Below are 25,174 nucleotides of genomic sequence, written 5' to 3'. Positions count from 1 at the left end.
TGCGCCCAACTGCTTTCACCATATCTTAGGGAATCCGGTCGCAGTGCCTGTCGTGTCAGGTGCCCGCCCCTCTCCACGCCCATGGCAACCAACTTCCTGACCCAGATCTTCGGCAGTCGCAACGACCGGCTCCTCAAGCAGTATCGCAAGACGGTGACGCGCATCAATGCGCTCGAACCCGAATTCGAAAAGCTCAGCGACGACGCGCTGCGCGCCAAGACGCAGGAATTCAAGGACCGCATCGCCAAGGGCGAGTCGCTCGACGACCTGCTGCCCGAAGCCTTTGCCACCGTGCGCGAAGGCTCCAAGCGCGTCATGAAGATGCGCCACTTCGACGTCCAGCTGCTCGGCGGCATGGCGCTGCACAACGGCAAGATCTCCGAAATGCGCACCGGCGAAGGCAAGACGCTGACCGCCACGCTGCCCGTGTACCTGAACGCGCTGTCCGGCAAGGGCGTGCACGTGGTCACGGTGAACGACTACCTGGCCAACCGCGACGCGACCTGGATGGGCCGCCTGTACAACTTCCTGGGCCTGTCGGTCGGCATCAACCTGCCGCAGATGCCACGCGAAGAGAAGCAGGCCGCCTACAGCAGCGACATCACGTACGGCACGAACAACGAGTACGGCTTCGACTACCTGCGCGACAACATGGTCTACGAGCCCGGTGACCGGGTGCAGCGTGGCCTGAATTTCGCGATCGTCGACGAGGTGGACTCCATCCTGATCGACGAGGCCCGCACGCCGCTGATCATCAGCGGCCAAGCCGAAGACCACACCGACCTGTACCTGGCGATCAACAAGGTGGTGCCGCTGCTCAAGAAGCAGGAAGGCGAAGCCGATCCGCGCACGGGCGAGGGCGTCACGGTGCCCGGCGACTTCACGGTCGACGAGAAGACCCACCAGGTGTTCCTGACCGAAGACGGCCACGAGAACGCCGAGCGCATCCTGGGCGAACTCAAGCTGATTCCCGAAGGCGCGTCGCTGTACGACCCGGCCAACATCACGCTGATGCATCACCTGAATGCCGCGCTGCGTGCCCGCCACCTGTACCACCGCGACCAGCACTACGTCGTGCAGCAGGGCGAAGTGGTCATCGTCGACGAATTCACCGGCCGCCTCATGAGCGGTCGCCGCTGGAGCGACGGCCTGCACCAGGCCGTGGAAGCCAAGGAAGGCGTCGAGATCCAGGCCGAGAACCAGACCCTGGCCTCGATCACCTTCCAGAACTACTTCCGCCTGTACGGCAAGCTGGCCGGCATGACCGGCACGGCCGACACCGAGGCCTACGAGTTCCAGGAAATCTACGGTCTCGAGACCACGATCATTCCGCCGAACCGCATCAGCAAGCGCGACGACCAGCTCGACCGCGTCTACAAGACCACGCGCGAGAAGTACGAGGCGGCGATCCAGGACATCCGCGAGTGCTACGAGCGCGGCCAGCCGGTGCTGGTGGGCACCTCGTCGATCGAGAACTCGGAAATCATCGACGCCCTGCTCGAGAAGGCGGGCCTGCCGCACCAGGTGCTCAACGCCAAGCAGCACGCCCGCGAAGCCGACATCGTGGCGCAGGCCGGCCGCACGAAGATGATCACCATCGCGACCAACATGGCCGGCCGCGGTACCGACATCGTGCTGGGCGGCAACATCGAGAAGATGATCGAGGCGATCGAGGCCGACGAAGGCCGCGACGAAGCCACCAAGCAGGCCGACATCGCCCACGTGCGCGCCGAGTGGACCAAGGACCACGAGTTCGTGAAGTCGCTGGGCGGCCTGCGCATCATCGCCACCGAACGCCACGAGTCGCGCCGCATCGACAACCAGCTGCGCGGCCGTTCGGGCCGCCAGGGCGACCCGGGCTCCTCGCGCTTCTACCTGAGCCTGGACGATCCGCTCATGCGCATCTTCGCGGGCGACCGCGTGAAGGCGATCATGGACCGCCTGAAGATGCCCGACGGCGAAGCCATCGAGGCCGGCATCGTCACGCGCAGCATCGAGAGCGCGCAGCGCAAGGTCGAGGCGCGCAACTTCGACATCCGCAAGCAGCTGCTCGAGTACGACGACGTGTCGAACGACCAGCGCAAGGTGATCTACCAGCAGCGCAACGACATCCTCGACGCGGCCGACCTCACGGCGCAGATCGCCGCGCTGCGCGAAGGCTGCTTCACCGACCTCGCGCGCCAGTACGTGCCGCGCGAATCGGTCGAAGAGCAATGGGACCTCGACAGCCTCGAGAAGAGCCTGTTCAGCGAGTGGGGCATCGACATGCCGCTCAAGCAGCAGGTCGAGGCCGCCGATGCCATCTCCGACGAGGAAGTGGTCGAGAAGATCGTGGCCTACGCCAACGAGAGCTTCGACGCCAAGGTCGCACTCATCGGTCAGGAGAATTTCACCCAGTTCGAACGCATGGTGCTGCTGCAGAGCATCGACACCCACTGGCGCGAACACCTGGCCTCGCTCGACTACCTGCGCCAGGGCATCCACCTGCGCGGCTATGCGCAGAAGCAGCCCAAGCAGGAATACAAGCGCGAGGCCTTCGAGCTCTTCGGCCAGCTGCTCGACTCGGTCAAGAACGAAGTCACGCGCCAGCTCATGACGGTGCGCGTGCAGTCGGGCGAACAGCTCGAGCAGGCGGCCGAGGAAATGGAAAGCCGCGGCGAGAACGTCTCGAACATCACCTACACCGCGCCCACCGAGACCGGCGAGGTCGAGGTGCGCGTCGACGAAGAGAACCAGCGCCGCCTGGCGGCTGTCGGCACCGGTGCGCTGAGCGCCGAAGCCGCCGCCTTTGCGCGCGTCGGCCGCAACGACCCCTGCCCCTGCGGCAGCGGCAAGAAGTACAAGCAGTGCCACGGCAAGCTGAGCTGAAGTCCCGCACCTTTCATTGAGAGAAATCCCATGCCCGTGAACCTGTCCGCTCCCGATCCCGCCGCGCTGTTCGCGGTGCCCGGCGTCCGCATCGGCGTGGCCGAAGCCGGCGTGCGCAAGGCCAACCGCAAGGACCTGACCGTCGTGCTGATCGACGAAGGCTCGGCGGTCGGCGGCGTGTTCACGCAGAACCGCTTCTGCGCCGCCCCGGTGCAGGTCTGCCGCGACCACCTGAAGGCCAACTACGGCATCCGCGCGATGGTGATCAACACCGGCAACGCCAACGCCGGCACCGGCGAAGACGGCCTGATGCGCACGCGCTCCACCTGCATCGCGCTGGCGCGCCACCTGGAGCTCGCACCCGAGCAGATCCTGCCGTTCTCGACCGGCGTGATCATGGAGCCGCTGCCCGTGGACCGCATCGAAGCCGGCCTGCCGGCCGCGCTGGCCGACGCGTCGGAAAACAACTGGGCCCGTGCCGCCGAAGGCATCATGACCACCGACACGATCCCCAAGGCGTTCAGCCGCCAGGTGAAGATCGGCGGCGCCACGGTCACCGTCACCGGCATCAGCAAGGGCGCCGGCATGATCCGCCCGAACATGGCGACCATGCTCGGCTTCATGGCGACCGACGCGAAGATCGACCCGGCGCTGATCCAGCCGCTGGCCACGCAGCTGGCCGACGCCTCGTTCAACCGCGTGACCATCGACGGCGACACCTCGACCAACGACTCGTTCGTGGTCATCGCCACGCAGAAGGCCGCGCACGCGACCATCACCTCGCTCGACTCGGCCGACGGCCAGGCGCTCGTGGCCGCAATGCGCGACGTGGCCCGCCTGCTGGCGCAAGCCATCGTGCGCGACGGCGAAGGCGCCACCAAGTTCATCACCATCCAGGTCGATGGCGGCAAGGACGGGGCCGAGTGCCGCCAGGTGGCTTATGCCGTGGCGCATTCGCCGCTGGTCAAGACCGCCTTCTTCGCCAGCGACCCGAACCTGGGCCGCATCCTGGCGGCCGTCGGTTACGCCGGCATTGCCGACCTCGACCAGACCGGCATCGACCTGTTCCTGGACGACGTGCACGTGGCGGTGAAGGGCGGGCGCAACCCGTCGTACCGCGAGGAAGACGGCCAGCGCGTGATGAAGCAGAGCGAAATCACCGTGCGCATCGGCCTGGGCCGCGGCGCCGCCAGCGACACCGTGTGGACCTGCGACTTCAGCCACGAATACGTGACCATCAACGCCGACTACCGGTCATGAACGAGCAGTTCCAGAAACTGATCGAGCGCGCCGAACAGCTCATCGGCCGCATCGAATCGATCCTGCCGCAGCCGCTGGCCGCGCCGACCGACTGGAGCGCTTCCATCGCGTGGCGCTACCGCCGCCGCAGCTCCGGCCATGGCGTGCTGGAGCCCGTGAAGCACGTGGCCACGATGGCGCTCGATTCGCTGAGGGAAATCGACGTCCAGAAGGAAAAGATCGAGCGCAACACGCGCCAGTTCGTCGAAGGCAAGCCGGCCAACAACGTGCTGCTGACCGGCGCGCGCGGCACGGGCAAGTCGTCGCTGATCCGCGCCTGTCTGCAGGCCTACGCGCCGCAGGGCCTGCGCCTGATCGAGGTCGACAAGGCCGAGCTCACCGACCTGCCCGACATCGTCGAGGTGGTGTCGCAGCGCCCCGAGAAGTTCATCGTCTTCAGCGACGACTTGAGCTTCGACGAGGGCGAGCCGGGCTACAAGGCGCTCAAGTCGATCCTCGACGGATCGATTGCCGCCTCGACGCCCAACGTGCTGATCTACGCCACCAGCAACCGGCGCCACCTGCTGCCCGAGTACATGAAGGACAACCTCACGTACAAGCACACGGACGACGGTGAGGTGCATCCGGGCGAGGTGATCGAAGAGAAGATCTCGCTGTCGGAGCGCTTCGGCCTCTGGGTGAGCTTCTATCCCTTCAGCCAGAACGAATACCTGACGATCGTGGGCCAGTGGCTCTCGTCGTTCGGCGTCGACGACGCGGCCATCGCGGCGGCGCGGCCCGAGGCGCTCGTGTGGGCGCTGGAGCGCGGCTCGCGCAGCGGCCGCGTGGCCTACCAGTTCGCGCGCGACTACGCAGGACGGGCCGGCGCGTGAGCGAGACGGCACGCAAGCACACCGAAGTGGCCGTCGGCGTGCTGATCCGGCTGGCCGACGAGGCGCTGCTGCTCACCACGCGGCCCGAAGGCAAGGCCTACGCAGGCTACTGGGAGTTCCCGGGCGGCAAGATCGAGGCCGGTGAAACGGTCGAGGAAGCCCTGCGCCGCGAGCTGCAGGAAGAACTGGGCATCACCATCGGCGGCGCCGAGGTCTGGAAGGTCACGGAGCACGACTACCCGCACGCGCTGGTGCGCCTGCACTGGTGCAAGGTGACGGACTGGACCGGCGAGTTCGAAATGCGCGAAAGCCAGGCCATGGCCTGGCAGCAATTGCCGCTTGACGTGGCGCCGGTGCTGCCGGGCGCGCTGCCGGTGCTGGCGTGGCTGGTCGAGGAGCGCGGCCTGCCCGCGTCGGCCGCCGAGGCGGTGTCGACCGTCGCCTGACGACGCACGGCACGACCGTGGTCCAGAAGTAAGAGATATGCATCCCAAGTACCGTGCCGACATTGACGGCCTGCGCGCCGTGGCCGTGGCCTCGGTCGTCATCTTCCACGCGTTCCCGAAGCTGCTGCCTGGCGGCTTCATCGGCGTCGACATCTTCTTCGTGATCTCGGGCTTCCTGATCACGACGATCATCATGCAGAGCCACGCGGCCGGCGATTTCAGCTACCGCGATTTCTACGCACGGCGCATCCGTCGGATCTTCCCGGCACTGATGCTGATGCTGGCGGGCGTGCTCGCCTTCGGCTGGTACGTGCTGCTGAACAAGGAATTCGTCGAGCTGGGCAAGCAGGCGCTGGGCGGCGTGGGCTTCGTGGCCAACTTCGTCTTCTGGAGCGAGGCCGGGTATTTCGACACGGCCGCCGAGACCAAGCCGCTGCTGCACCTGTGGTCGCTGGGCATCGAGGAGCAGTTCTACATTTTCTGGCCGCTGCTGCTCGGGCTGGCCTGGCGCCGTCGCTGGCCGATCGTGCGCGTGCTGTGGGTGCTGGCGGTGGTGTCGTTCCTCATCAACGTGACGACGATCCATCCGTTCCGCACGGCGGCCTTCTATTCGCCGGCCTCGCGCTTCTGGGAGCTCATGGTGGGCGGCATCCTGGCCTGCATGCGGATGAAGCCGTCGGCACCGAGCGTCTGGCGCAGCCACGTGCAGTCGGTGCTGGGCGTGGGCCTGATCGTGCTGGGCCTCGTGATGATCCGCAGCGACAAGGCCTTCCCCGGCTGGTGGGCGCTGCTGCCGACGCTGGGCGCGGTGAGCTGCATCGCGGCCGGCCCGACGGGCGTGCTGAACAAGTACTTCCTGTCGAACCGCGCGATGGTGTGGATCGGCCTGATCAGCTATCCGCTGTACCTGTGGCACTGGCCGCTGCTGGTGTACGCGCGGATCGTCAAGGGCGCGGAGCCGTCGGTGGGCACGCGCGTGACGATGGTGGTCGCGAGCGTGCTGCTGGCCTGGCTGACCTACCGCTTCATCGAGCGGTTCACGCGGGCCCGCCTGGGCGCGGGCATGCTGCGCACGCTCGTGGGCACCGGTGCGTTCGTGGCCGTGGCCGGCGTGGCGGTGCTCAACGGTTTGCCCGCCCGCCACAACAGCGAGCTGCTGCAGAAGGTGACCGATGCGACGGTGGACGGCGACTACTACGCCGGCTTTTCCTCGGAGAACTTCGGACCCTACGCGGTGAATCGCATCGGCAACGGCGCCCGCAAGGTGCTGCTGATCGGCGACAGCCACGTCATCGAGTACGGCCCCCGCGCGGCAGAGCTGGCGCGCCTCGCGCCCGAGCGCATGGCGACCACCTACTTCTTCACCTACGGCGCGTGCCCGGCCATTCCGAACGTCTTCGCCGAGCAGAACCCCGGCTGCGGCCCGGCCCGCGACCAGTGGATGGCGATGGCACGCGACCCGCAGATCGACACCGTGCTGATCGGCAGCTGCTGGAACTGCTACTTCACGGGCGATTTCCCGCTGGATTACGTGCTGCGCGCGAACGGCGCGTCGCTCTCCCTGACCCGCGGCGACCGCGCCGGCATCGAGCCCTCGCTGGTGGCGCTGCAGGCGTGGGTGACCGAACTGGTCAAGCAGAAGAAAAAGGTCTATCTACTGCTGGACAACGCGCTGGGCGACGACTTCGAACCCCGCCGCATGATCGAGGGCAGCCGGCTGCGCACGCTGTCGGTGGTGGGCAATTCGCCGACCGCGCCCGTGCTCGCCGACCAGGTGAAGCTCAACCAGCGGCTCCTGCAGATCGCGGCCGCCAGCGGTGCGGAGGCGATCGACGTGCTGGGCGCCCTGTGCAAGGACGGCCAGTGCCCGCGGACAATGCCTGACGGTGCGCCGGCCTACAAGGACCACGGCCATCTGCGGCCCGCGTTCACGCGGCAGTTCGCGACCTACCTGGACAAGGTGTTCCTGGAAGAGGGCGTGCAGCCCGCGGCAGCCAACTGACGGCCCCGCAGCTCTGGGCTGCGGCGGCGTGCATGCAATCTATTGCTGCAGCTTGGGATCGCCGAAGGGCTCTTCGTCGGGCGGTGTCTCCGCCGGCATCCTGAATTCCTCGGTCGCCCAGGCGCCGAAGTCGATGCCCTTGCAGCGTGCGCTGCAGAACGGCCGGAACGGGTTGCGCTCCGCATAAATGCTGTCGCCGCCGCAGGTCGGGCAGCGGACGATGCGTTCGTCTTCTTTCTTCTTGCTCACACCGGGCCTCACGCGCAGAGGGTCAGTTCGAAGGGGGTGTCTTCGGTGCTCGGGTGCAGGCGGTCGTCGGCCTCGTGCCGCATGAGCCGCACCGAGACCATGAGGCGGTTGCCGCTGATTTCCGGGACCAGGCCCAGCTTGGGATCGATGCGCAGCCGCAGCAGCTGGAAGCTGCGTCCCTGCGGCAGGTTCTGCTGGAACTGCCCGTGGGTGGCGATCACCTTGTAGGGCACGTCGGCGTCGCGCAGCAGCTTGAGCAGCAGGTAGATCGACGAGGCCAATGGCGACAGCGTGTTCGACCAGCGTTCCAGGTCGGCGCGGCGGCTGGCCGGCGTGCGGTGCTGCCACGCGTAGTAGGCGGGCAGGTCGAACTCGCAGGTGCCGCCCGGGATGCCGGCGCGGCTGCGGATGCTCATGAGCCACTCGTTCTCGGTGAGTGCCTGTCCCGCCTTGCCGGCCACGCCGTTGAGCGCGCTGAAGTTGCGTTCGAGCTGGTCGACCACCTGGTTCAGCACCGTCTCGGCGATGGCCGGATTGCCCCGGTAGCTGTTGAAGACGTTCTTGTGCTTGTCGAGATCGCGCAGCACGTCGGCCTTGAGGTCGGCGCGCGCCGCCACGTCCATGATCTCGAAGATCGTGACCAGGGCGTAGTGGTGCGAAAGCGGCGATTCCGAGGGCACCAGTTCCCCGAGGCGACGGAACAGATGCTCCAGCCTCAGGTACGTGCGGATGCGCTCGTTGAAGGGGTACTCGTAGAGGATCACGCGTATTTGTCGGTTTCCTGTCGCGGAATCATAACTTCAGGGCGATTTGGAAGGGGGTGTGGGCATCACTTCACGCACCGCGGCCAGCATGCGCTCGCCGAGTGCGAGCTGTCCGTGCATGGACATGTGCGTGTCGTTCGAGAAGTAGAAGTCGCGGATCTGCGTGTGCTTTTCGCGGGTGAAGGCGTAGAGGTCGGGGCCCAGCTTCGCGTCGCGGAAGCCGCTTTCGAAGTCCTTCGAGAAATCGGGCTTGAGGTAGACCGTGGTCTTGTTGGGCACCACCATCCACAGGAGCGGGATGGTGCTGTGCGCAGCGGTGAAGTTCTTCATTCGCGCCAGCGTGTCGGAGGTCAACGGGCCATTGTCCTCGTCTTCCTGGAAGAAGGGCATCCGGTCGCACTGGCGATGCGAGAAGAATTTGCAACCGTCGGGGACTTTCCTTACCCAGGTGTCACGATCGAAATAGGTGTCTACCGGTGAGTTCTTGGCCTTCCACGTGTGGTAGTAGGTCACGACGCCGGTCATGTACTGGACTTCCCAGTTGGGCGCGAAGGCCGGTACGGTCTCGTCGGGTTCGATGAGGGGCTCGGCCTTGGCGCTGTAGGGGAAGATGGTCTTGCCGTCCTTGCAGCGCTCGCTGTAGCGCATGCGCATGTCCAGCAGGCGCTCCACGCTTTCGATGATGACCAGCTTGCCCTTGAAGCCGGAGTCGTGGACCCACTGGCTGAAGTCGCCGCACAGCGACTCGCCGTACTGGCCCCAGTACGAGGTCGAGACCCGGTAGCCGGCCTTGGCGAGCACGGACTGCCAGCGGTGCGTCATGGAGAAGCTGTCGCCCACGACCATCACGTCCGCCTGTTCGATGGGCGTGCTGGCGAGGTAGACCGGATCGACCTTGGGCGGCGGGTCGCGCCAGCCGAACTCGCGTTCGGACAGGCGTCCGATGCGCGTGAGGTCGCCGTAGGGCACCGGGCTGGTGAGCGAAATGATCCACAGGGCCATCAGGACGAAGTAGCCGAAGAGGAAGAACCGCAGCCAGACTTTCGCGGGCGTCGTGGTCGTCGTCATGTCGAATCAGAATTGGAAATAGAGGAAGGGGCTGTAGCCGCCCAGCTTCGAAACGCACCACGCGAACAGTGCGAAGGTACCGATGGCGAGCACCACGGTCGACAGGCGGGCCATCACCGGGCGGCCGGCCATCGACTTGGGATGGGGAATCCAGCGCTCCAGGGTGATGGTCGGCGGCAGCGTCAGGCAGATGACGATCGCCACCAGCATGAGCTGGAAGAACTCCGGCTTGCGGAACGGCACCTTGCCGAACTCGCTGAACGCCGAGACCGGCGCGCCGTGCAGGCCCAGCATGCCCTTGTAGATGGACATGGCCGTGTTCATGCCGTCGGCGCGGAAGACGATCCAGGCCACCACCACACACAGGAAGGTCAGCAGCCAGCCCAGCACGCGCGCGATGCGCCCCGGGGTGGCGTTGCGACGGACCTTGGCGTTCCAGAGGTGATTGACCATCAGGAACGCGCCGTGCATCGCGCCCCAGACCACGAAGGTCCAGGCCGCGCCGTGCCACAGGCCGCCCAGCAGCATCGTGAGGAACAGGTTCAGGTAGCGCCGCGCCGGGCCCTTGCGGTTGCCGCCCAGCGGCACGTAGAGGTAATCGCGCAGGAAGGTGGACAGCGAGATGTGCCAGCGACGCCAGAACTCGATGATGTTGGTCGACTTGTAGGGCGAGCGGAAGTTCAGCGGCAGCTGCACGCCCAGGCACATCGAGAGGCCGACGGCCATGTCCGAGTAGCCCGAGAAGTCGAAATAGATCTGCAGCGTGTAGGCCAGTGCACCGAACCACGCGGTGTACAGCGTGGGCTCGATGCCCTTGTGAACGCCGTTGAACATCAGGTCGGCGTACTGCCCCATGGGGTCGGCGATCAGCAGCTTCTTGGCGAGGCCGAAGACGAAGATCGTCAGGCCGATGGCGACCTTGTTCGGGTCCATCCGGTAGGTCGCGGGGTTCGCGAACTGCGGCATCATCTGCGCGTGGTGCAGCACCGGGCCCGCGATCAGGTGCGGGAAGTAGGTGACGAACAGCACGTAGTGGATGAAGCTGCGTTCGTGCACCTTGCCCTGCCAGCAGTCGACCAGGAAGGCGATCTGCGTGAAGGTGTAGAACGAGATGCCGATCGGCAGCACGATGTGCACCAGATCGATCGGCGTGAGACCCGCGGCGACCAGCCCCGCATCGACGTTTTCCAGGAAGAAGTTGGCGTATTTGAAGACGGCCAGCACGCCCAGGTTGATCACCAGCGAGGCGATCAGCAGCGTCTTGCGCTTGCGGTCGTTGCGCCCCGGCGCGGGCGTCAGCTGCAGGCCGAACCAGTAGTTGACGCAGATGGAACCCAGCAGCAGCGGCAGGGCCTGCACGCTCCACCAACCGTAGAAGAACAGCGAGGCCAGTCCGAGGAAGCCGGCGGCGGCGCGGGCGTTGCGTTTGCCGATCAGGAAGAACCCGATCAGGACCAGCGGGAAATAGACAAAAATGAAGGGATACGAGTTGAAAAGCATCTCGGGGAGGGCACTGCAGGGGCGAGCGCCTTTTTGTCGTAATCGTTATAGAGCCGCCGGGGCGGCTGGTCTCGGATTATCGCGTGGTGGCCGCAGCCCACAGCTTCCAGAGACCCCGCACCTCGGTGCCCAGTTCCGCGAGCGTCAACGACTCGTTGTAAATCACGGCGTCGGCGGCGGCCCGGCGCGCCTTGCGCGGCGCCTGCTGGGCGATCACGGCGCGCACGGCCTCGGGCTCCCATCCCGAGCGTGCGACCACGCGCTGCAGCTGCGTGTCTTCGTGGGCATCGACCACCAGCACGCGGTCCACGAGGGCCCGCCAGCGGCCGGATTCGACCAGCAGGGGGACGTCGAACACGACGACGGCATCGTCGCCTGCCGCGGCGGCCTGGCGTTGCGTCTCGGTGCCGATCAGCGGGTGCAGGATCGCTTCGAGGCGGGCCTTGGCGCCCGCGTCGGCAAACACCAGCTGGCGCATGGCGGCCCGGTCGAGGCTGCCGTCGGGCGCGATGACGGAAGGGCCGAATGCGGCCTCGATGGCGGGCATCGCGATGCCGCCGGACTGCGCGATGCGGCGTGCGATGGCGTCGGTATCGACCAGCACCGCGCCTTCGGCCACCAGCAGCGACGCGACCGTGCTCTTGCCGCTGCCGATGCCGCCGGTCAGGCCGATGCGCTTCACCGCCATGCCGCTGTCGTTCTCAAAGGGCCAGGGCCCCGAAAGGGAAGGCGAAGGGAATCCACTGCTTGACGACGGCGGGACCGGCCACGAGGCAGATCAGGCCGGCGCCGGCCAGGAAGGGGCCGAAGGCGATGGGAATGTCCTTGTGGGCCAGCTTGCCGGCGAAGCGCAACGTGAGGCCGATCACGGCGCCCACCACCGAGGAGACGAGGATGATCGCAATGAGGTAGTCGGCGCCGAGCCAGGCGCCCAGAGCGGCGAGCAGTTTGAAGTCCCCATGTCCCATGCCTTCTTTGCCTGTGGCCAGGCGGTAGGCATGGTACACAAGCCACAGGCTCAGGTAGCCGAACACGGCACCCCAGACCGCGGTGTTCAGGCTGACGCCGGTCCAGCCCATGGCGGCACCGACCAGGCCGAGCCAGAGCAGCGGGTAGTTCAGTGCGTCGGGCAGGAACTGGGTGTCGAAGTCGATCAGGAACTGGCAGATCAGCACGGCGCCAAAGGCCGCCCAGAGCGCGCCCGTGGGGGTGATGCCGAAGCGGTGTGCGCACAGGGCAAACAGCGCGCCCGTGATCAGTTCGACGAGCGGGTAGCGGGGGCTGATCGAGGTCTTGCAGCTGGCGCATCGGCCGCGCAGCACGAGGTAGCTGAGCACGGGGATGTTCTGGTACCAGCGGATCTTGTGGCCGCACGTGCCGCAGCGCGAGGCGGGGCGCGTGAGATCGAAAGGCGGGAGCTTCTCAAGCGCTTCGGCGGCCTTGTCGGCGGCCGCCTCGAGGCCTGCGGGTGGCACGGCCTTCGGGCCGAAGACCAGCGACCAGAGCGAAGGCATGTCCTTCGACGACATGAGATTGGCGACCGCATCGCCCAGCCAGCCGCGGTACATCATGACCGGGGTGCGGTAGATCACCACGTTGAGGAAACTGCCGATCAATAGCCCCAGCACACCGGCCAATGCGGTGTCGAACCCTTGGGACACCAGCATCAGACGACCTGGCCGAGCTTGAAGATGGGCAGGTACATCGACACCACGATGCCGCCGATGATGACGCCCAGGAACACGATGATGATGGGTTCCATCAGGCTGGAGAGGCCGGCCACCATGTCGTCGACTTCGGATTCGTAGAAGTCGGCGGCCTTGCTGAGCATGTGATCGATCGAGCCCGACTCCTCGCCGATGGCCGTCATTTGGATCACCATCGAAGGGAACAGGTTGACGTTGGTCATGGCGGCCGTGAGGCTGGTACCGGTCGAGACCTCCTGCTGGATCTTGGCGGTGGCGTCACCGTACACCGAGTTGCCCGACGCGCCGCCCACGGAGTCGAGCGCCTCCACCAGCGGTACGCCGGCTGCGAACATGGTCGCGAGCGTGCGGGTCCAGCGGGCGATGCAGGATTTCTCGATCAGAGTGCCGAAAACCGGGAGGCGCAGCAGCAGGCGATCCATGACCTTCTGGACGCGTTCGTTGCGTTTCCAAGCTTGAAGGAAGAAATAAATGCCGCCGCCGAGCACGCTGAAGATCAGCCACCAATAGGAAACAAAAAACTCGCTGATCGCCATGACAAACAACGTCGGCGCAGGCAAATCGGCGCCGAATGAGGTGAACACCTCCTTGAACGCGGGGATCACGAAGATCATGATGACGGCCACCACCACGAAGGCGACGACGACCACCGAGGTCGGGTACATCAATGCCGACTTGATCTTCGACTTGATCGCCTCGGTCTTCTCCATGTAGGTCGCGAGACGGTCCAGCAATTCTTCCAGAATGCCGGCAGCCTCACCGGCCTCCACAAGGTTGCAGTACAGGTTGTCGAAGTACTTCGGAAACTTGCGAAAAGCGGCCGACAGCGAGGTGCCGGTCTCGACATCGCTGCGGACATCGTTCAGCAATTTGGCGACGCTCGGGTTCGCGTTGCCGCGGCCGACGATGTCGAAGGACTGCAGCAGCGGCACGCCGGCCTTCATCATGGTCGCGAGCTGGCGCGTGAAGATCGCGATGTCCTTGGGCTTGATTTTCTTGCCCGAGCGCATGCGGCGCTTCTTGATCTTGGAGGCCAGCACGCCCTGGCGACGCAAGGCCGCCTGCACCTGGTTCTCCCCGGCGGCGCGAAGTTCGCCGCGCACCAGCTTGCCGTTGCGGTCCTTGCCTTCCCATTCGAAGACGAATTCCTTGTGCGTGACCTGGGAGCGGGAGGATGCCACTGTTGCCATTCGATCTCCGGTGTTCAGTGTGTTCGTTATAGGTTGGTACAGGCGACGACTTCTTCGAGTGAAGTGAGACCCTGCATGACTTTGCGAAGGCCGGACTGGCGCAGCGAGCGCACGCCTTCGGCTTCGGATTGGTTCGCGATGTCCAGCGCGCTGCCGTCGCGCAGGATGATTTCCTGGATGGCCTCCGAAATCGGCATCACCTGGTAGATGCCGACCCGGCCTTTGTAGCCACCGCTGCAGGCGGCGCAGCCGACCGGGCGGTAGGGCTTCCAGGTGCCGTTGATGTCTTCCTCTTTGAAGCCGGCATCGAGCAGGGCTTCGCGCGGGATGTCGATCGGTGCGCGGCACAGCATGCACAGCCGGCGCGCGAGGCGTTGCGCGGTGATCAGGATCACGCTCGACGCGATATTGAACGGCGCGATGCCCATGTTGCGCATGCGCGTGAGCGTGGTCGGGGCGTCGTTGGTGTGCAGCGTCGACAGCACCAGGTGGCCCGTTTGCGCGGCCTTGATCGAGATGTCGGCGGTTTCGAGGTCGCGGATTTCGCCGACCATGATGATGTCGGGATCCTGCCGCAGGAAGGCGCGCAGCGCGGCCGCGAAAGTGAGGCCGGCCTTCTCGTTGACGTTGACCTGGTTGACGCCGGGCAGGTTGATTTCCGACGGGTCTTCCGCCGTCGCGATGTTGACGCCCGGCTGGTTGAGCAGGTTCAGGCAGGTGTAGAGCGACACGGTCTTGCCCGAACCCGTGGGGCCGGTCACCAGCACCATGCCATAGGGGCGGCCGATGGCGTGGAGGAGTCGTTCTTTCTCGTCGGCGTCATAGCCCAGGGCGTCGATGCCCATGCGCGCGCTGCTCGGGTCCAGGATACGCACGACGATCTTCTCGCCGAACAGCGTGGGCAGCGTGCTCACGCGGAAGTCGATCACGCGGTCGGGGCCGATCTTGAGCTTCATGCGGCCGTCTTGCGGCACGCGTTTTTCCGAGATGTCGAGCCGCGAAATGACCTTGATGCGCGAGGCCAGCTTGTCCTTGATGACCGTGGGCGGACTGGCGATTTCGCGCAGCTCGCCATCGACCCGGAAGCGCACCCGGTAATGGTGTTCGTAAGGCTCGAAGTGAATGTCCGAGGCCCGCATGCTCACTGCGTCGAGCAGCATCTTGTGCAGGAAGCGCACCACGGGTGCGTCTTCGACCTCGGCGATGGCCTGTTCGTTGGCGTCGCCCGAGGTGTCGGCCGTGACGTCGTCGAACTCGAACTCGGTGCCGACGATGCTGTTGATCGTTTCCGCAGCGCTGGCTGCGGCGGCTTCGATCATGCGCGAGAGCTTGTCGTACTCCGCGATGACCCAGTCCACGCCCATCTGCGACGCGAACTTGATTTTCTCCGCGGCTTGCTGGTCCGACGGGTCGGCCGTCGCGACGATCAGGCGGTTGTTGCGCTTGCTGAGAACGACGATGCGGTACGCATGGCAGAGCTTCGGATCGAGCAGGTCCTTGGGCAGGCGCTGGTGATCGATGGCATCGAGGTCGAGCAGCGGGGCGCCGAAGGCGCTTGAGAGGGTGTGGGCGAGGTCCGCAGCCGAAACGGCGCCGGTGCCGGTCAGTTCGGCGATGAAGCTGGTGCGGCCGCTCAGCGACTTCTGATAGATGTCTTCGGCTGTCTTCGCCGCGAGCTTGCCAGCCGACACGAGGGCGCGCGCCAGGCCGGGAAGGGCGATCTGCGTAGTTTCTTTAACGGGAATTTCGGCAGCGGCCATTCAGCGAATGCAAAAGATGTGAAAAAGTGCTTCACGATCATCGCTGAACACGCCTGTGCTGTAAATCGTTACACAGCAACAGGGACTGACATTAACTGGACCAGTCGAGAAAAACTGGTCGGGGTGAGAGGATTCGAACCTCCGGCCTCTACGTCCCGAACGTAGCGCTCTACCAGGCTAAGCTACACCCCGATTGGTTGCAAGAAAAAGAACTCGTCCTAGATGCCAACTCTGTGGAGGTGTTTCAGGCACGTCGCTCAAGCAACTGAGCCGCTAATTGTAGCAAACCTGAAGCGTGCAAATTCGACGGAAGGTCGCGCAATGCATGAATTGCGCGTTCGGCCTCTGCTGCAGCGGCTGCGCGCGAAGCTTCCAGCGCGCCGGTTTCGCGAACGATCTCGACGATTTTCCCCAGCTGCGCGGTGTCGCCGGCCTCGATCGCGGCGCGCACCAGTGCGCTTTGCTCAGGAGTGCCGCGCTGCATGGCGAAGATCAACGGCAAGGTTGTCTTGCCTTCACGCAGGTCGTCGCCGACGTTCTTTCCGGTTTCCTGCGCATCGCCTGCGTAGTCGAGCACATCGTCGATCACCTGGAAGGCCGTACCCAGCGCCTGTCCGTAGGTGGCGCAGGCTTCTTCGACTTCGGGCGTCGTGCCGGCCAGCACGGCCGCCAGGCGGGTGCTCGCCTCGAAGAGCTTGGCGGTCTTGGAGCGGATCACGCGCAGGTACGCCGCTTCGTCCAGCGAGGCGTCGTGCATGTTCATCAGTTGCAGCACTTCGCCTTCCGCGATCACGTTGGTCGCTTCGGCCAGGATCTGCATGATGCGCATGTTGTTTGCATCCAACATCATCTGGAAGGCGCGCGAATACAGGAAGTCGCCCACCAGCACGCTGGCGGGGTTGCCGAAGGATTCGTTGGCGGTGGCGCGGCCGCGGCGCAGGGTCGATTCGTCGACCACGTCGTCGTGCAGCAGCGTGGCGGTGTGGATGAACTCCACCACGGCCGCCAAGTTGAAGCGCTGTTCGCCCGTGTAGCCGAGCGCGCCTGCCATGAGCAGCAGCAGCGCCGGCCGCAGCCGCTTGCCGCCGGCCGAGATGATGTATTGCGAAACCTGGCTGACCAGCGGAACGCCAGTATTGAGGCGTTGGGCGATCACACGGTCGACTTCGACCATGTCGCCGGCAATCAGGTCCAGCACGGTGGCGGTGGGGGAGGTGTCGGCGGCGGGAACTGGCAAAGCGAAGGCGCGGGGCGCTGCGAGGATGAGGGCGGCCCTGGAGGCCGGAACGCGCGAATTATAGGGAGCCGTGCACGATTCCCTGGAGCGTCTCAGCGTCGGGGTGGTGAGTGTTCGCAAACCGCGCTATAATCTTGGGCTCTGCGGAATTCGCTGCGGAGACTCATTTCTAAGAGGTTTACATGTACGCGGTCATAAAAACCGGCGGCAAGCAGTATCGCGTTGCTTCCGGCGAGAAAATTAAAGTAGAACAGATTGCTGCGGACGTAGGCCAGGAAATCGTGATCGACCAGGTTCTGGCTGTCGGAAACGGCGCTGAAATCAAGGTTGGCACGCCCCTGGTGTCCGGCGCAACGGTGACAGTCACGGTGCTGTCGCACGGCCTGCACGACAAGGTTCGCATCTTCAAGATGCGCCGTCGCAAGCACTATCAAAAACGTCAAGGCCATCGCCAGCAGTTCACCGAATTGCAAATCGGCGCGATCGCCGGCTAAGGAGCACATTCCATGGCACAGAAAAAAGGCGGCGGCTCCACGCGAAACGGGCGCGATTCCAAGCCCAAGATGCTCGGCGTGAAGGCCTTCGGCGGCGAACTGATCAGCGCAGGCTCGATCATCGTGCGCCAGCGCGGCACCCAGTTCCACCCCGGCGTGAACGTCGGCGTGGGCAAGGACCACACGCTCTTCGCCCTGGTCGACGGCCACGTGTCGTTCGGTCACAAGGGTGCGCTGAACAAGCATATGGTCAACGTGACGCCCGCGGCCTAAGCCCCGCAGTCACTTCGATCTTTCCGAGGCCCCGCATTGCCGGGGCTTCTTCATTTGTAAACTGGACATCCCATGAAGTTCGTCGACGAAGCCTTCATCGACATCGCCGCGGGCGATGGCGGCAACGGCTGCGTGTCGTTCCGTCATGAGAAGTACAAAGAGTTCGGCGGCCCCAACGGCGGCGACGGCGGCCGTGGCGGCCACGTGTTCGCGGTGGCCGACTCGAACCTCAACACCCTGGTCGATTTCCGCTACTCGCGCCGGCACGAAGCCAAGCGCGGCGAGCACGGCATGGGCTCCGACATGTTCGGCGCCGCCGGCGACGACATCGTTCTCAAGATGCCCGTCGGCACGATCATCACCGACGCTGAAACGGGTGAGGTGTTGTACGAGCTGCTCAAGGACGGCGAGGTCATCACCATCGCCAAGGGCGGCGACGGCGGCTTCGGCAACATGCGCTTCAAGAGCGCGATCAACCGTGCGCCGCGCCAGAAGACGCCCGGCTGGCCCGGCGAGAAGAAGAGCCTCAAGCTCGAGCTCAAGGTGCTGGCCGACGTGGGCCTGCTGGGCATGCCGAATGCCGGCAAATCGACGCTGATCAGCGCCGTTTCGAACGCCCGTCCGCGCATTGCCGACTATCCCTTCACCACGCTGCACCCGAACCTCGGTGTCGTGCGCGTCGGCCCCGAGCAGAGCTTCGTGGTGGCCGACCTGCCCGGTCTGATCGAGGGCGCCTCGGAAGGCGCCGGCCTCGGTCACCTGTTTCTGCGCCACCTGCAGCGCACCCGCCTGCTGTTGCACGTGGTCGACATGGCGCCGTTCGACGACAGCGTCGATCCGGTCGCCCAGGCCAAGGCGCTCGTGGCCGAGCTCAAGAAGTACGACGCGGCGCTGCACGAGAAGCCGCGCTGGCTGGTGCTGAACAAGCTGGACATGGTGCCGGACGACGAGCGCGCCGCGCGCGTCAAGGACTTCGTCAAGCGCTTGCGCTTCAAGGGCCCGGTCTTCGAGATCTCGGCGCTCACGCGCGAAGGCTGCGAGCACCTGATCAAGGCCGTGTACCAGCAGGTCAAGGCGCAGCAGGTGGCCGAGCACGAAACCGTCGTGGTCGATCCGCGCTTCGTTCCGCTGCCGCCCGAAGGAAACTGAGGGCGTCGCGGCACCTTCGGTGCTGCAAAATGGATAGCAAGCAGCGCAGGCTGCATTCCTGAAACACGCCTTCTTTCTTCATGACCTCGAATTCCGGTTCCACTGCCTTGCGGGATGCCCGCCGTATCGTCGTCAAGGTGGGCTCCAGCCTCGTGACCAACGAGGGGCGCGGCCTCGACGAAGGTGCCATCGGCGAGTGGTGCCGGCAACTGGCCGAGCTGGTGCGCGACGGGCGCGAAGTGGTCATGGTGTCGAGCGGCGCGATCGCCGAGGGCATGAAGCGCCTGGGCTGGAAGACCCGTCCGCACGAAGTGCACGAGCTTCAGGCGGCGGCAGCCGTCGGGCAGATGGGCCTGGCCCAGATGTACGAGACCAAGCTGCGCGAGAACCAGATCGGCAGTGCGCAGGTGCTGCTGACGCACGCCGATCTCGCGGACCGCGAGCGCTACCTCAATGCACGCTCGACCCTGGTCACGCTGCTGCGCCTGGGCGTGGTGCCGGTGATCAACGAGAACGACACGGTGGTCAACGACGAGATCAAGTTCGGCGACAACGACACGCTCGGCGCCCTGGTCGCCAACCTGGTCGAAGCTGATGCCCTGATCATCCTGACCGACCAGAAGGGCCTGTACACGGCCGACCCGCGCAAGGACCCCGACGCGAAATTCGTGCACGAAGCTGCCGCAGGCGATCCGGCGCTCGAAGCCATGGCAGGCGGCGCCGGCTCGAGCATCGGGCGGGGCGGCATGATCACCAAGATCCTCGCGGCCAAGCGCGCGGCGGGCTCCGGTGCTTCCACGGTCATCGCCTGGGGCCGCGAAGCCGACGCGCTGCTGCGGCTCACGCGCGGCGAATCCATCGGCACGCTGCTGGTGGCGCAGACCGCCAAGCATCAGGCGCGCAAGCGCTGGATGGCCGATCACCTGCAGCTGCGCGGTGCCGTCATCGTCGATGCCGGTGCGGCTGCGAAGGTGCGCGGCGAAGGCAAGAGCCTGCTGCCGATCGGCATGACGGGCGTGTCGGGTGAGTTCTCGCGCGGCGACGTGATCGCGGTGCGCGATGTCGACGGCGTCGAGCTGGCCCGCGGGCTGGCCAACTATTCGAGCGTGGAGGCCCGGCTGCTGTGCCGCAAGCCGTCGGCCGAGTTCGAGCGGCTGCTGGGCTACGCGGCCGAGCCGGAGATGGTGCACCGCGACAACATGGTGCTGATGCCCGGTTGACCTGCTGGGCGGGGCGCAATGCCCCGCCGCCGGTTCACGGCAGTTCGCGCAGCGGGTTGCGGATGTTCTGCACCATCTCGTTGACCGAGCTGCGCGGCGCGTTGCCGCGGCACAGGCCCTGCGACGCCAGCGCCGGCACGTAGCTGGAGTTCATGTCCCTCACGCGCTTCCACTCGGGCGACTTCGTTTCCTGCCAGGCGCCGTTGTTGTAGCGGGCATAGCTCTTCATTTCCGCCGTCGAGCAGCGCACGCCTTCGTAGAACGCATTGACGGCACCGCCGGCCCGGTTCTGTGCCACCACCACGTAGCGCACGATGCCGTCCTTCGTGATGGCGATGGTGTTCGGATCAACGCCGAACTTCAGCGTCATGTAGGGCGGCATCGCGATCGGCAGCAGACGGCTTTCGCTGAAGGCGGGCGGCGGCGGCACCGCAGTTTCTTCCCACTCCTTGTCCTGCTCGGTGCTCTTGGGCGCCGGTGGCATGCCGGCCTGGGCCCAGTCGGGGTTGTCGGTGTCGTAGCCGCGGGAGGCGCAGGCGGCCAGCAGGCTGACGCAGGCGATGACGAGCGCACGCTCAGCGTGGCGTCGGGAAAGAAGAGGGCGCGCTGTTCTTGGGAGGAGGTTCATCGCTCGCAGAAGGAATGTCGGGATGCGGGTCGAAGCTGCCGCCGGGCGGCAGGTCGAGGCCCGCAGGTGCTCCATGGTCCAGCGTGTGGCGCTCGAATTCTCGGGCGCGCACGTTGCTGCGCAGGAAGCGGTTGCGGAAATCCTGCCGGGGCAGGTAGCGAGCAAGCTCGGTAAGCGCCATCTCGTAGACGCCGCGCTTGAACTCGACGACCACGTCGAGCGGGACCCAGTAGTCGTGCCAGCGCCAGGCGTCGAATTCGGGATGGTCGGTGGCACGCAGGTTGAGATCCCAGTCGTGGCCGACAAGTTGCAGCAGATACCAGATCTGCTTCTGGCCTTTGTAGTGGCCCCGTGCGTCACGGCGGATGAACCGATCCGGCACCTCGTAGCGCAACCAGTCGCGGGTACGGGCCACGATGCGCACATGCTCCGGGTGGAGCCCGACTTCCTCGTGCAGTTCCCGGAACATGGCTTGCTCGGGACTTTCGCCACGGTCGATGCCGCCTTGCGGAAACTGCCAGGAATGCGTGCGTATGCGCTTGCCCCAGAAAACCTGGTTTCTCTGGTTGAGCAGGATGATGCCGACGTTGGGCCTGAAGCCGTCCCGGTCGAGCATAATCAAACCCCAATTTTTGAACTGAGTCGATTATGCATGCCGGGTTGCACTCGGCAAGCGACCGGTTCCGGGCTCTCAGGGTCTCTCCGGGGTGCCTGTCTCCCTCCTCACTTCGAACCCACCTGCGCGATCCCGATGAAAGCTTCCCGATTCTTTGTCTCCACCCTGAAGGAAGCGCCCGCTGACGCCGAGGTCGCGAGCCACCGCCTCATGATGCGGGCCGGCATGATCAAGAAGCTCGGCACGGGCATCTACACGTACATGCCCATGGGCCTGCGCGTGATCCGCAAGGTCGAAGCGATCGTGCGCGAGGAAATGAACCGCGCCGGCGCCGTCGAGCTCACGATGCCCGTGGTGCAGCCGGCCGAGTTCTGGCAGGAGACCGGTCGCTTCGACAAGATGGGCCCCGAGCTGCTGCGCATCAAGGACCGCCACGACCGCGACTTCGTGATCCAGCCCACCAGCGAAGAGGTGGTGACCGACATTGCGCGCCAGGAAATCCGCAGCTACAAGCAGCTGCCGAAGAATTTCTACCAGATCCAGACCAAGTTCCGCGACGAGCGCCGTCCGCGCTTCGGCCTGATGCGCGGGCGCGAGTTCATCATGAAGGACGCCTACAGCTTCGACCGCGACCTCGACGCGGCCAAGGCCAGCTACCAGGTGATGGCCCAGGCCTACCGCAACATCTTCGACCGCTTCGGTCTGCGCTACCGCGCGGTGGCGGCCGACAGCGGCGCCATCGGCGGCGACCTGAGCGAAGAGTTCCAGGTGATCGCCGCCACCGGCGAAGACGCCATCGTCTACTGCCCCGACAGCAATTACGCCGCCAACATGGAAAAGGCCGAGGCGCTGGCCCCGGCCGGCCCGCGTCCCGCCGCCGCCAACGCGCTCGAGAAGACGCCCACGCCCGGCAAGAGCACCTGCGCCGACGTGGCCGAACTGCTCGGCGTGCCGCTGGCCACCACGGTCAAGTCGCTGGTGCTGGCCACCGACGTCCTCGACGCGGCCGGCAACATCCAGGGCGCGCAGATCTGGCTGCTGCTGCTGCGCGGCGACCACGACATGAACGAGATCAAGGTCAGCAAGCTGCCCGGCCTGGACAAGGGCTTCCGCTTTGCCACCACCGCCGAGATCGACGAGCACTTCGGCTGCAAGCCGGGCTACCTCGGCCCGCTGAACCTCAAGAAGCCCGTCAAGCTCGTGGCCGACCGCGAGGCCGCCGTGCTGGCCGACTGGATCACCGGCGCTAACGAAGTCGACTTCCACATGACCGGCGTCAACTGGGGCCGCGACCTGCCCGAGCCCGACCTGGTCGCCGACCTGCGCAACGTGGTCGCCGGCGACGCCTCGCCCGACGGCAAGGGCGTGCTGGCCATCGAGCGCGGCATTGAGGTGGGCCACGTCTTCGTGCTTGGCACCAAGTACAGCAAGGACATGAACGCCACCTACCTCGACGAAGGCGGCAAGCCGCAGTTCCTCGAGATGGGCTGCTACGGCATTGGCATCACCCGCCTGCCGGCCGCCGCCATCGAACAGAACCACGACGAGCGCGGCATCATCTGGCCCGACGCGCTGGCGCCGTTCACGGTGGTGGTCTGCCCGATCGGCATGGACCGCAGCCCCGAGGTCAAGGTCGCGGCCGAAGCGCTCTACGAAGAACTGCTGGCCAAGGGCGTCGACGTGCTGCTGGACGACCGTGGCGAGCGCCCGGGCGCGATGTTCGCCGACTGGGAGCTGATCGGCGTGCCGCACCGCGTCGTCATCTCCGACCGCGGCCTCAAGGAAGGCCAGCTCGAGTACCAGGGCCGGCGCGACACCGCCGCCACCAAGGTGCCCGCGGCCGGCATCGCCGACTTCATCGCCGGCAAGCTCGCGGCATGAGCGTGGCGGGGGGCCTTTCGCGACGCAGCTGCCTGCTGGGCAGCGTTGCGGCAGGCGCCCTGACGACGCTGGCACTGCCCCAGGTGGCCTGGGCCGGCGCGCAGATCGAAGAGCCGCTGATCGACTCGGTGCGCACCGCGCTGAGCTCGGCCATCCACAACAAGGCGCCGCCGGTGCCGCAGTTCGCCGACACCGAGGCCCGCCTCGCGTACCTGCGGTGGCTCGGCGAGATGAGCGAGCGCCTGCGCAAGAAGGTCGCCGACCCGGCCACGCGCATCGAGTTCCTCCAGACCGTCTGGTACGAGGCCAAGCGCTCGGGGCTCGACGTGAGCCTGGTGCTGGGCCTGATCCAGGTCGAGAGCAACTTCCGCAAGTTCGCGGTCTCCAGCGCCGGCGCGCGCGGCTACATGCAGGTGATGCCCTTCTGGACTCGCGTGATCGGCGACAGCGATTCGGCCAAGCTGTTCCACATGCAGACCAACCTGCGCTTCGGCTGCGTGATCCTGCGCCACTACCTCGACCGCGAGAAGGGCGACCTGTTCATGACGCTGGGCCGCTACAACGGCAGCCGGGGCCGCGCGCCGTACCCGAACGCGGTGTTCGCGAACCAGCGGCTGTGGGCTTACGTCGACAGGGACCGCTCGGCGGCCTGAAGGCAGCCGCAGTTGCTCAGTCGGCGACCACGGCCTTGGCGGTCGCCGAGCCCTTGGTGACCATCACCTGGTCGATGCGGTAGCTGTCGACGTCCATCACCTCGAAGGTGTAGCCGCCCCAGGTCACGCTGTCCGTGCGCTTGGGCACGCGACGCAGCATCACCATCAGGAAGCCCGCCAGCGTTTCGTACTCCTCGGCATGCGGCAGCTCGTCGATGTGCAGCGCGCGCTGCACGTCCTGGATGGGCGTGATGCCGTCGATCAGCCACGAGTTTTCGTCGCGCTTCACGATCTGCTCTTCCTCGGGCGTCGAGGTCGACACCAGGTCGCCCATCACCGTGCTCATCACGTCGTTGAGCGTGATCACGCCCACCACCAGGCTGTACTCGTTGACGATGATCGCGAAGTCTTCGTGCGCCTGCTGGAACTGCTCGAGCACCTCGGTGAGCGAGAGCCGGTCGGGAATCACCAGCGCCTTGTGCAGCGTCAGGCCCTGGTCGAAGGCCAGCGGCTGGCCGCTGAGCACGCGCTGGAACATGTCCTTGGCATCCACGTAGCCCAGCACGTGGTCGATGTCGCCGTCGCACACCGGGTAGGCGGAATAGGGCTCGGCCACGATGCGCGCGCGCAGCACCGACTCGGGGTCGTCGTGCAAAAACCAGGCGATGCTCTCGCGCGCGGTCATCACGCTGCTGACGAGGCGCGTGTCGAGCTCGAACACGTTGGCGATCACCTGCTGCTCGCGCGCCGCCAGCACGCCGGCCTGCGCACCGGCCTCGGTCATGGCCAGGATGTCGGCCGAGGTGATCTTGTCGTCGCGTGCCATCGGCATGCCCAGCACCTTGAACAGCAGGTCGGTCGCGCGCGTGAAGAACCACACCAGCGGCTTGAAGGCGGTGATCAGCAGCAGCATCGGCCCGACGATGCGCACCGCGAGCCGTTCAGGCGCGCTCATGCCCAGGCGCTTGGGGAACAGGTCGGCGAACACCAGGAACACCGCGATCACGATCACGAACGAGCACAGGAAGGCGATGTTGGCCGCCACCTCCACGCTGAGCCAGTTCTCGAAGAAGCGGGCGAAATACGGGCTCAACGAGCCTTCGCCCACCACACCGCCGAGGATCGCCACGGCGTTCAGGCCGATCTGCACCACGGTGAAGTAGTGGCCCGGCTGCTCCTGCACGCGCAGCACTTTTTCCGCGCGCGGATCGCCCTCGTCGGCCATCTGGCGCAGACGCAGGCGGCGCGAGGCGGCCAGGCAGATTTCGGCGAGGGAGAAGAAGGCGCTCATCGCGATCAGCAGCGCGATGATGAGCAGGCTTTGGGTGAGAGTCATGG

23 protein-coding genes and 1 tRNA gene are annotated in these 25,174 nt (G+C 65.8%); 11 read left to right on the top strand and 13 right to left on the bottom strand.

Annotation, left to right across the window (positions count from 1 at the left end; all coding sequences use genetic code 11):
• Window positions 1–81: 81 nt before the first annotated feature.
• Genes secA through AC07XP_RS15645 form a run of 5 tightly spaced genes read left to right on the top strand, consistent with a single transcriptional unit; the run spans window position 82 to window position 7,448 of the window.
• Window positions 82–2,868 (top strand): preprotein translocase subunit SecA, encoded by a 2,787-nt coding sequence (gene secA / locus AC07XP_RS15665; protein ID WP_307637094.1) that lies wholly within the window; start codon window positions 82–84, stop codon window positions 2,866–2,868.
• A 30-nt stretch (window positions 2,869–2,898) separates the two neighbouring features.
• The gene (gene argJ / locus AC07XP_RS15660; protein WP_495265182.1) at window positions 2,899–4,128 is read left to right on the top strand and encodes a bifunctional glutamate N-acetyltransferase/amino-acid acetyltransferase ArgJ; all 1,230 of its coding nucleotides are present in this window, start codon (window positions 2,899–2,901) and stop codon (window positions 4,126–4,128) included.
• Window positions 4,125–5,000 carry an ATP-binding protein gene (locus tag AC07XP_RS15655; protein ID WP_062474537.1) on the top strand — a complete coding sequence of 292 codons (876 nt, stop codon included), beginning with the start codon at window positions 4,125–4,127 and terminating at the stop codon, window positions 4,998–5,000. The genes argJ and AC07XP_RS15655 overlap by 4 nt, the downstream gene beginning before the upstream one ends.
• Complete coding sequence (locus tag AC07XP_RS15650) at window positions 4,997–5,446, top strand: NUDIX domain-containing protein (RefSeq protein ID WP_493194587.1); 450 nt, start codon at window positions 4,997–4,999, stop codon at window positions 5,444–5,446. Before AC07XP_RS15655 ends, AC07XP_RS15650 begins: the two co-directional genes overlap by 4 nt.
• 37 nt (window positions 5,447–5,483) lie before the next feature.
• Window positions 5,484–7,448: an acyltransferase family protein gene (locus AC07XP_RS15645; RefSeq protein WP_062474533.1), complete on the top strand. Its 1,965-nt coding sequence runs from the start codon at window positions 5,484–5,486 to the stop codon at window positions 7,446–7,448.
• 39 nt (window positions 7,449–7,487) lie between these two features.
• On the opposite strand, the gene AC07XP_RS15640 is transcribed toward AC07XP_RS15645, so the two are convergent.
• The 10 genes from AC07XP_RS15640 to AC07XP_RS15595 all read right to left on the bottom strand — a co-directional run bounded on the left by AC07XP_RS15640 (window position 7,488) and on the right by AC07XP_RS15595 (window position 16,922).
• On the bottom strand, window positions 7,488–7,697 hold the full coding sequence (locus tag AC07XP_RS15640) for a DNA gyrase inhibitor YacG (RefSeq protein WP_062474531.1): 210 nt from the start codon (window positions 7,695–7,697) through the stop codon (window positions 7,488–7,490).
• An 8-nt stretch (window positions 7,698–7,705) separates the two neighbouring features.
• A complete protein-coding gene (gene zapD, locus AC07XP_RS15635; protein WP_070063618.1) occupies window positions 7,706–8,461 on the bottom strand; it encodes a cell division protein ZapD in 756 nt (251 codons plus the stop codon).
• Window positions 8,462–8,497: 36 nt separating this feature from the next.
• Entirely contained in the window at window positions 8,498–9,529 is a 1,032-nt protein-coding gene (locus AC07XP_RS15630; protein WP_062474527.1) for an alginate O-acetyltransferase AlgX-related protein, read from the bottom strand.
• A gap of 6 nt (window positions 9,530–9,535) precedes the next feature.
• The gene (locus AC07XP_RS15625) at window positions 9,536–11,029 is read right to left on the bottom strand and encodes an MBOAT family O-acyltransferase (protein WP_095743910.1); all 1,494 of its coding nucleotides are present in this window, start codon (window positions 11,027–11,029) and stop codon (window positions 9,536–9,538) included.
• Window positions 11,030–11,105: 76 nt separating this feature from the next.
• Window positions 11,106–11,717 (bottom strand): dephospho-CoA kinase, encoded by a 612-nt coding sequence (gene coaE / locus AC07XP_RS15620; RefSeq protein WP_492734150.1) that lies wholly within the window; start codon window positions 11,715–11,717, stop codon window positions 11,106–11,108.
• A gap of 13 nt (window positions 11,718–11,730) precedes the next feature.
• Window positions 11,731–12,696, bottom strand: coding sequence for a prepilin peptidase (locus tag AC07XP_RS15615; protein ID WP_492734151.1), 966 nt, complete (start codon window positions 12,694–12,696; stop codon window positions 11,731–11,733).
• Window positions 12,696–13,925 carry a type II secretion system F family protein gene (locus AC07XP_RS15610; protein WP_495265181.1) on the bottom strand — a complete coding sequence of 410 codons (1,230 nt, stop codon included), beginning with the start codon at window positions 13,923–13,925 and terminating at the stop codon, window positions 12,696–12,698. Before AC07XP_RS15610 ends, AC07XP_RS15615 begins: the two co-directional genes overlap by 1 nt.
• A 26-nt stretch (window positions 13,926–13,951) precedes the next feature.
• Window positions 13,952–15,685, bottom strand: coding sequence for a type IV-A pilus assembly ATPase PilB (gene pilB / locus AC07XP_RS15605; RefSeq protein WP_062474518.1), 1,734 nt, complete (start codon window positions 15,683–15,685; stop codon window positions 13,952–13,954).
• Between the two features lie 115 nt (window positions 15,686–15,800).
• Window positions 15,801–15,877: transfer RNA gene (locus AC07XP_RS15600), tRNA-Pro, on the bottom strand.
• A 52-nt stretch (window positions 15,878–15,929) separates the two neighbouring features.
• On the bottom strand, window positions 15,930–16,922 hold the full coding sequence (locus AC07XP_RS15595) for a polyprenyl synthetase family protein (protein ID WP_070063612.1): 993 nt from the start codon (window positions 16,920–16,922) through the stop codon (window positions 15,930–15,932).
• A gap of 182 nt (window positions 16,923–17,104) precedes the next feature.
• Between AC07XP_RS15595 and rplU the strand changes: the two genes are divergently transcribed.
• The 4 genes from rplU (at window position 17,105) to proB (ending at window position 20,058) form a co-directional block, all read left to right on the top strand.
• Complete coding sequence (gene rplU / locus AC07XP_RS15590; RefSeq protein WP_062474515.1) at window positions 17,105–17,416, top strand: 50S ribosomal protein L21; 312 nt, start codon at window positions 17,105–17,107, stop codon at window positions 17,414–17,416.
• A 12-nt stretch (window positions 17,417–17,428) separates the two neighbouring features.
• Window positions 17,429–17,689, top strand: a complete 261-nt coding sequence (gene rpmA / locus AC07XP_RS15585; protein ID WP_013543198.1) for a 50S ribosomal protein L27 — start codon at window positions 17,429–17,431, stop codon at window positions 17,687–17,689.
• A gap of 72 nt (window positions 17,690–17,761) precedes the next feature.
• On the top strand, window positions 17,762–18,838 hold the full coding sequence (gene cgtA / locus AC07XP_RS15580) for an Obg family GTPase CgtA (RefSeq protein WP_062474512.1): 1,077 nt from the start codon (window positions 17,762–17,764) through the stop codon (window positions 18,836–18,838).
• An 80-nt stretch (window positions 18,839–18,918) separates the two neighbouring features.
• Complete coding sequence (gene proB, locus AC07XP_RS15575) at window positions 18,919–20,058, top strand: glutamate 5-kinase (RefSeq protein ID WP_062474510.1); 1,140 nt, start codon at window positions 18,919–18,921, stop codon at window positions 20,056–20,058.
• A gap of 34 nt (window positions 20,059–20,092) precedes the next feature.
• On the opposite strand, the gene AC07XP_RS15570 is transcribed toward proB, so the two are convergent.
• Window positions 20,093–20,686, bottom strand: a complete 594-nt coding sequence (locus tag AC07XP_RS15570; protein WP_139700136.1) for a CNP1-like family protein — start codon at window positions 20,684–20,686, stop codon at window positions 20,093–20,095.
• Window positions 20,634–21,302, bottom strand: coding sequence for an RNA pyrophosphohydrolase (locus AC07XP_RS15565; protein WP_062474507.1), 669 nt, complete (start codon window positions 21,300–21,302; stop codon window positions 20,634–20,636). Before AC07XP_RS15565 ends, AC07XP_RS15570 begins: the two co-directional genes overlap by 53 nt.
• Window positions 21,303–21,437: 135 nt before the next feature.
• Here AC07XP_RS15565 and AC07XP_RS15560 point away from each other — a divergent pair, with 135 nt between their 5' ends.
• Together AC07XP_RS15560 and AC07XP_RS15555 are read left to right on the top strand one after the other, a co-directional pair.
• The gene (locus tag AC07XP_RS15560; protein WP_495265180.1) at window positions 21,438–23,183 is read left to right on the top strand and encodes a proline--tRNA ligase; all 1,746 of its coding nucleotides are present in this window, start codon (window positions 21,438–21,440) and stop codon (window positions 23,181–23,183) included.
• Window positions 23,180–23,836: a lytic transglycosylase domain-containing protein gene (locus AC07XP_RS15555; RefSeq protein ID WP_062474504.1), complete on the top strand. Its 657-nt coding sequence runs from the start codon at window positions 23,180–23,182 to the stop codon at window positions 23,834–23,836. Before AC07XP_RS15560 ends, AC07XP_RS15555 begins: the two co-directional genes overlap by 4 nt.
• A gap of 16 nt (window positions 23,837–23,852) precedes the next feature.
• Here the strand turns inward: AC07XP_RS15555 and paeA are convergent, their stop codons facing one another.
• Window positions 23,853–25,172: a polyamine export protein PaeA gene (gene paeA / locus AC07XP_RS15550; RefSeq protein ID WP_062474502.1), complete on the bottom strand. Its 1,320-nt coding sequence runs from the start codon at window positions 25,170–25,172 to the stop codon at window positions 23,853–23,855.
• Window positions 25,173–25,174: the final 2 nt, after the last annotated feature.

It is taken from the genome of Variovorax sp. GW531-E2 (assembly GCF_059423125.1).
Note: the sequence above shows the minus strand (reverse complement) of the source record. Positions and strands in the feature narration are given on the sequence as shown.

Excerpts from the sequence above, each read along its gene's own strand:
- secA (WP_307637094.1), top strand. The coding sequence starts at position 82 with ATGGCAACCAACTTCCTGACCCAGATCTTCGGCAGTCGCAACGACCGG.
- argJ (WP_495265182.1), top strand. The coding sequence starts at position 2,899 with ATGCCCGTGAACCTGTCCGCTCCCGATCCCGCCGCGCTGTTCGCGGTG.
- AC07XP_RS15655 (WP_062474537.1), top strand. The coding sequence starts at position 4,125 with ATGAACGAGCAGTTCCAGAAACTGATCGAGCGCGCCGAACAGCTCATC.
- AC07XP_RS15645 (WP_062474533.1), top strand. The coding sequence starts at position 5,484 with ATGCATCCCAAGTACCGTGCCGACATTGACGGCCTGCGCGCCGTGGCC.
- AC07XP_RS15630 (WP_062474527.1), bottom strand. The coding sequence starts at position 9,529 with ATGACGACGACCACGACGCCCGCGAAAGTCTGGCTGCGGTTCTTCCTC.
- AC07XP_RS15625 (WP_095743910.1), bottom strand. The coding sequence starts at position 11,029 with ATGCTTTTCAACTCGTATCCCTTCATTTTTGTCTATTTCCCGCTGGTC.
- coaE (WP_492734150.1), bottom strand. The coding sequence starts at position 11,717 with ATGGCGGTGAAGCGCATCGGCCTGACCGGCGGCATCGGCAGCGGCAAG.
- AC07XP_RS15615 (WP_492734151.1), bottom strand. The coding sequence starts at position 12,696 with ATGCTGGTGTCCCAAGGGTTCGACACCGCATTGGCCGGTGTGCTGGGG.
- AC07XP_RS15610 (WP_495265181.1), bottom strand. The coding sequence starts at position 13,925 with ATGGCAACAGTGGCATCCTCCCGCTCCCAGGTCACGCACAAGGAATTC.
- pilB (WP_062474518.1), bottom strand. The coding sequence starts at position 15,685 with ATGGCCGCTGCCGAAATTCCCGTTAAAGAAACTACGCAGATCGCCCTT.
- rplU (WP_062474515.1), top strand. The coding sequence starts at position 17,105 with ATGTACGCGGTCATAAAAACCGGCGGCAAGCAGTATCGCGTTGCTTCC.
- rpmA (WP_013543198.1), top strand. The coding sequence starts at position 17,429 with ATGGCACAGAAAAAAGGCGGCGGCTCCACGCGAAACGGGCGCGATTCC.
- cgtA (WP_062474512.1), top strand. The coding sequence starts at position 17,762 with ATGAAGTTCGTCGACGAAGCCTTCATCGACATCGCCGCGGGCGATGGC.
- proB (WP_062474510.1), top strand. The coding sequence starts at position 18,919 with ATGACCTCGAATTCCGGTTCCACTGCCTTGCGGGATGCCCGCCGTATC.
- AC07XP_RS15570 (WP_139700136.1), bottom strand. The coding sequence starts at position 20,686 with ATGAACCTCCTCCCAAGAACAGCGCGCCCTCTTCTTTCCCGACGCCAC.
- AC07XP_RS15565 (WP_062474507.1), bottom strand. The coding sequence starts at position 21,302 with ATGCTCGACCGGGACGGCTTCAGGCCCAACGTCGGCATCATCCTGCTC.
- AC07XP_RS15560 (WP_495265180.1), top strand. The coding sequence starts at position 21,438 with ATGAAAGCTTCCCGATTCTTTGTCTCCACCCTGAAGGAAGCGCCCGCT.
- AC07XP_RS15555 (WP_062474504.1), top strand. The coding sequence starts at position 23,180 with ATGAGCGTGGCGGGGGGCCTTTCGCGACGCAGCTGCCTGCTGGGCAGC.
- paeA (WP_062474502.1), bottom strand. The coding sequence starts at position 25,172 with ATGACTCTCACCCAAAGCCTGCTCATCATCGCGCTGCTGATCGCGATG.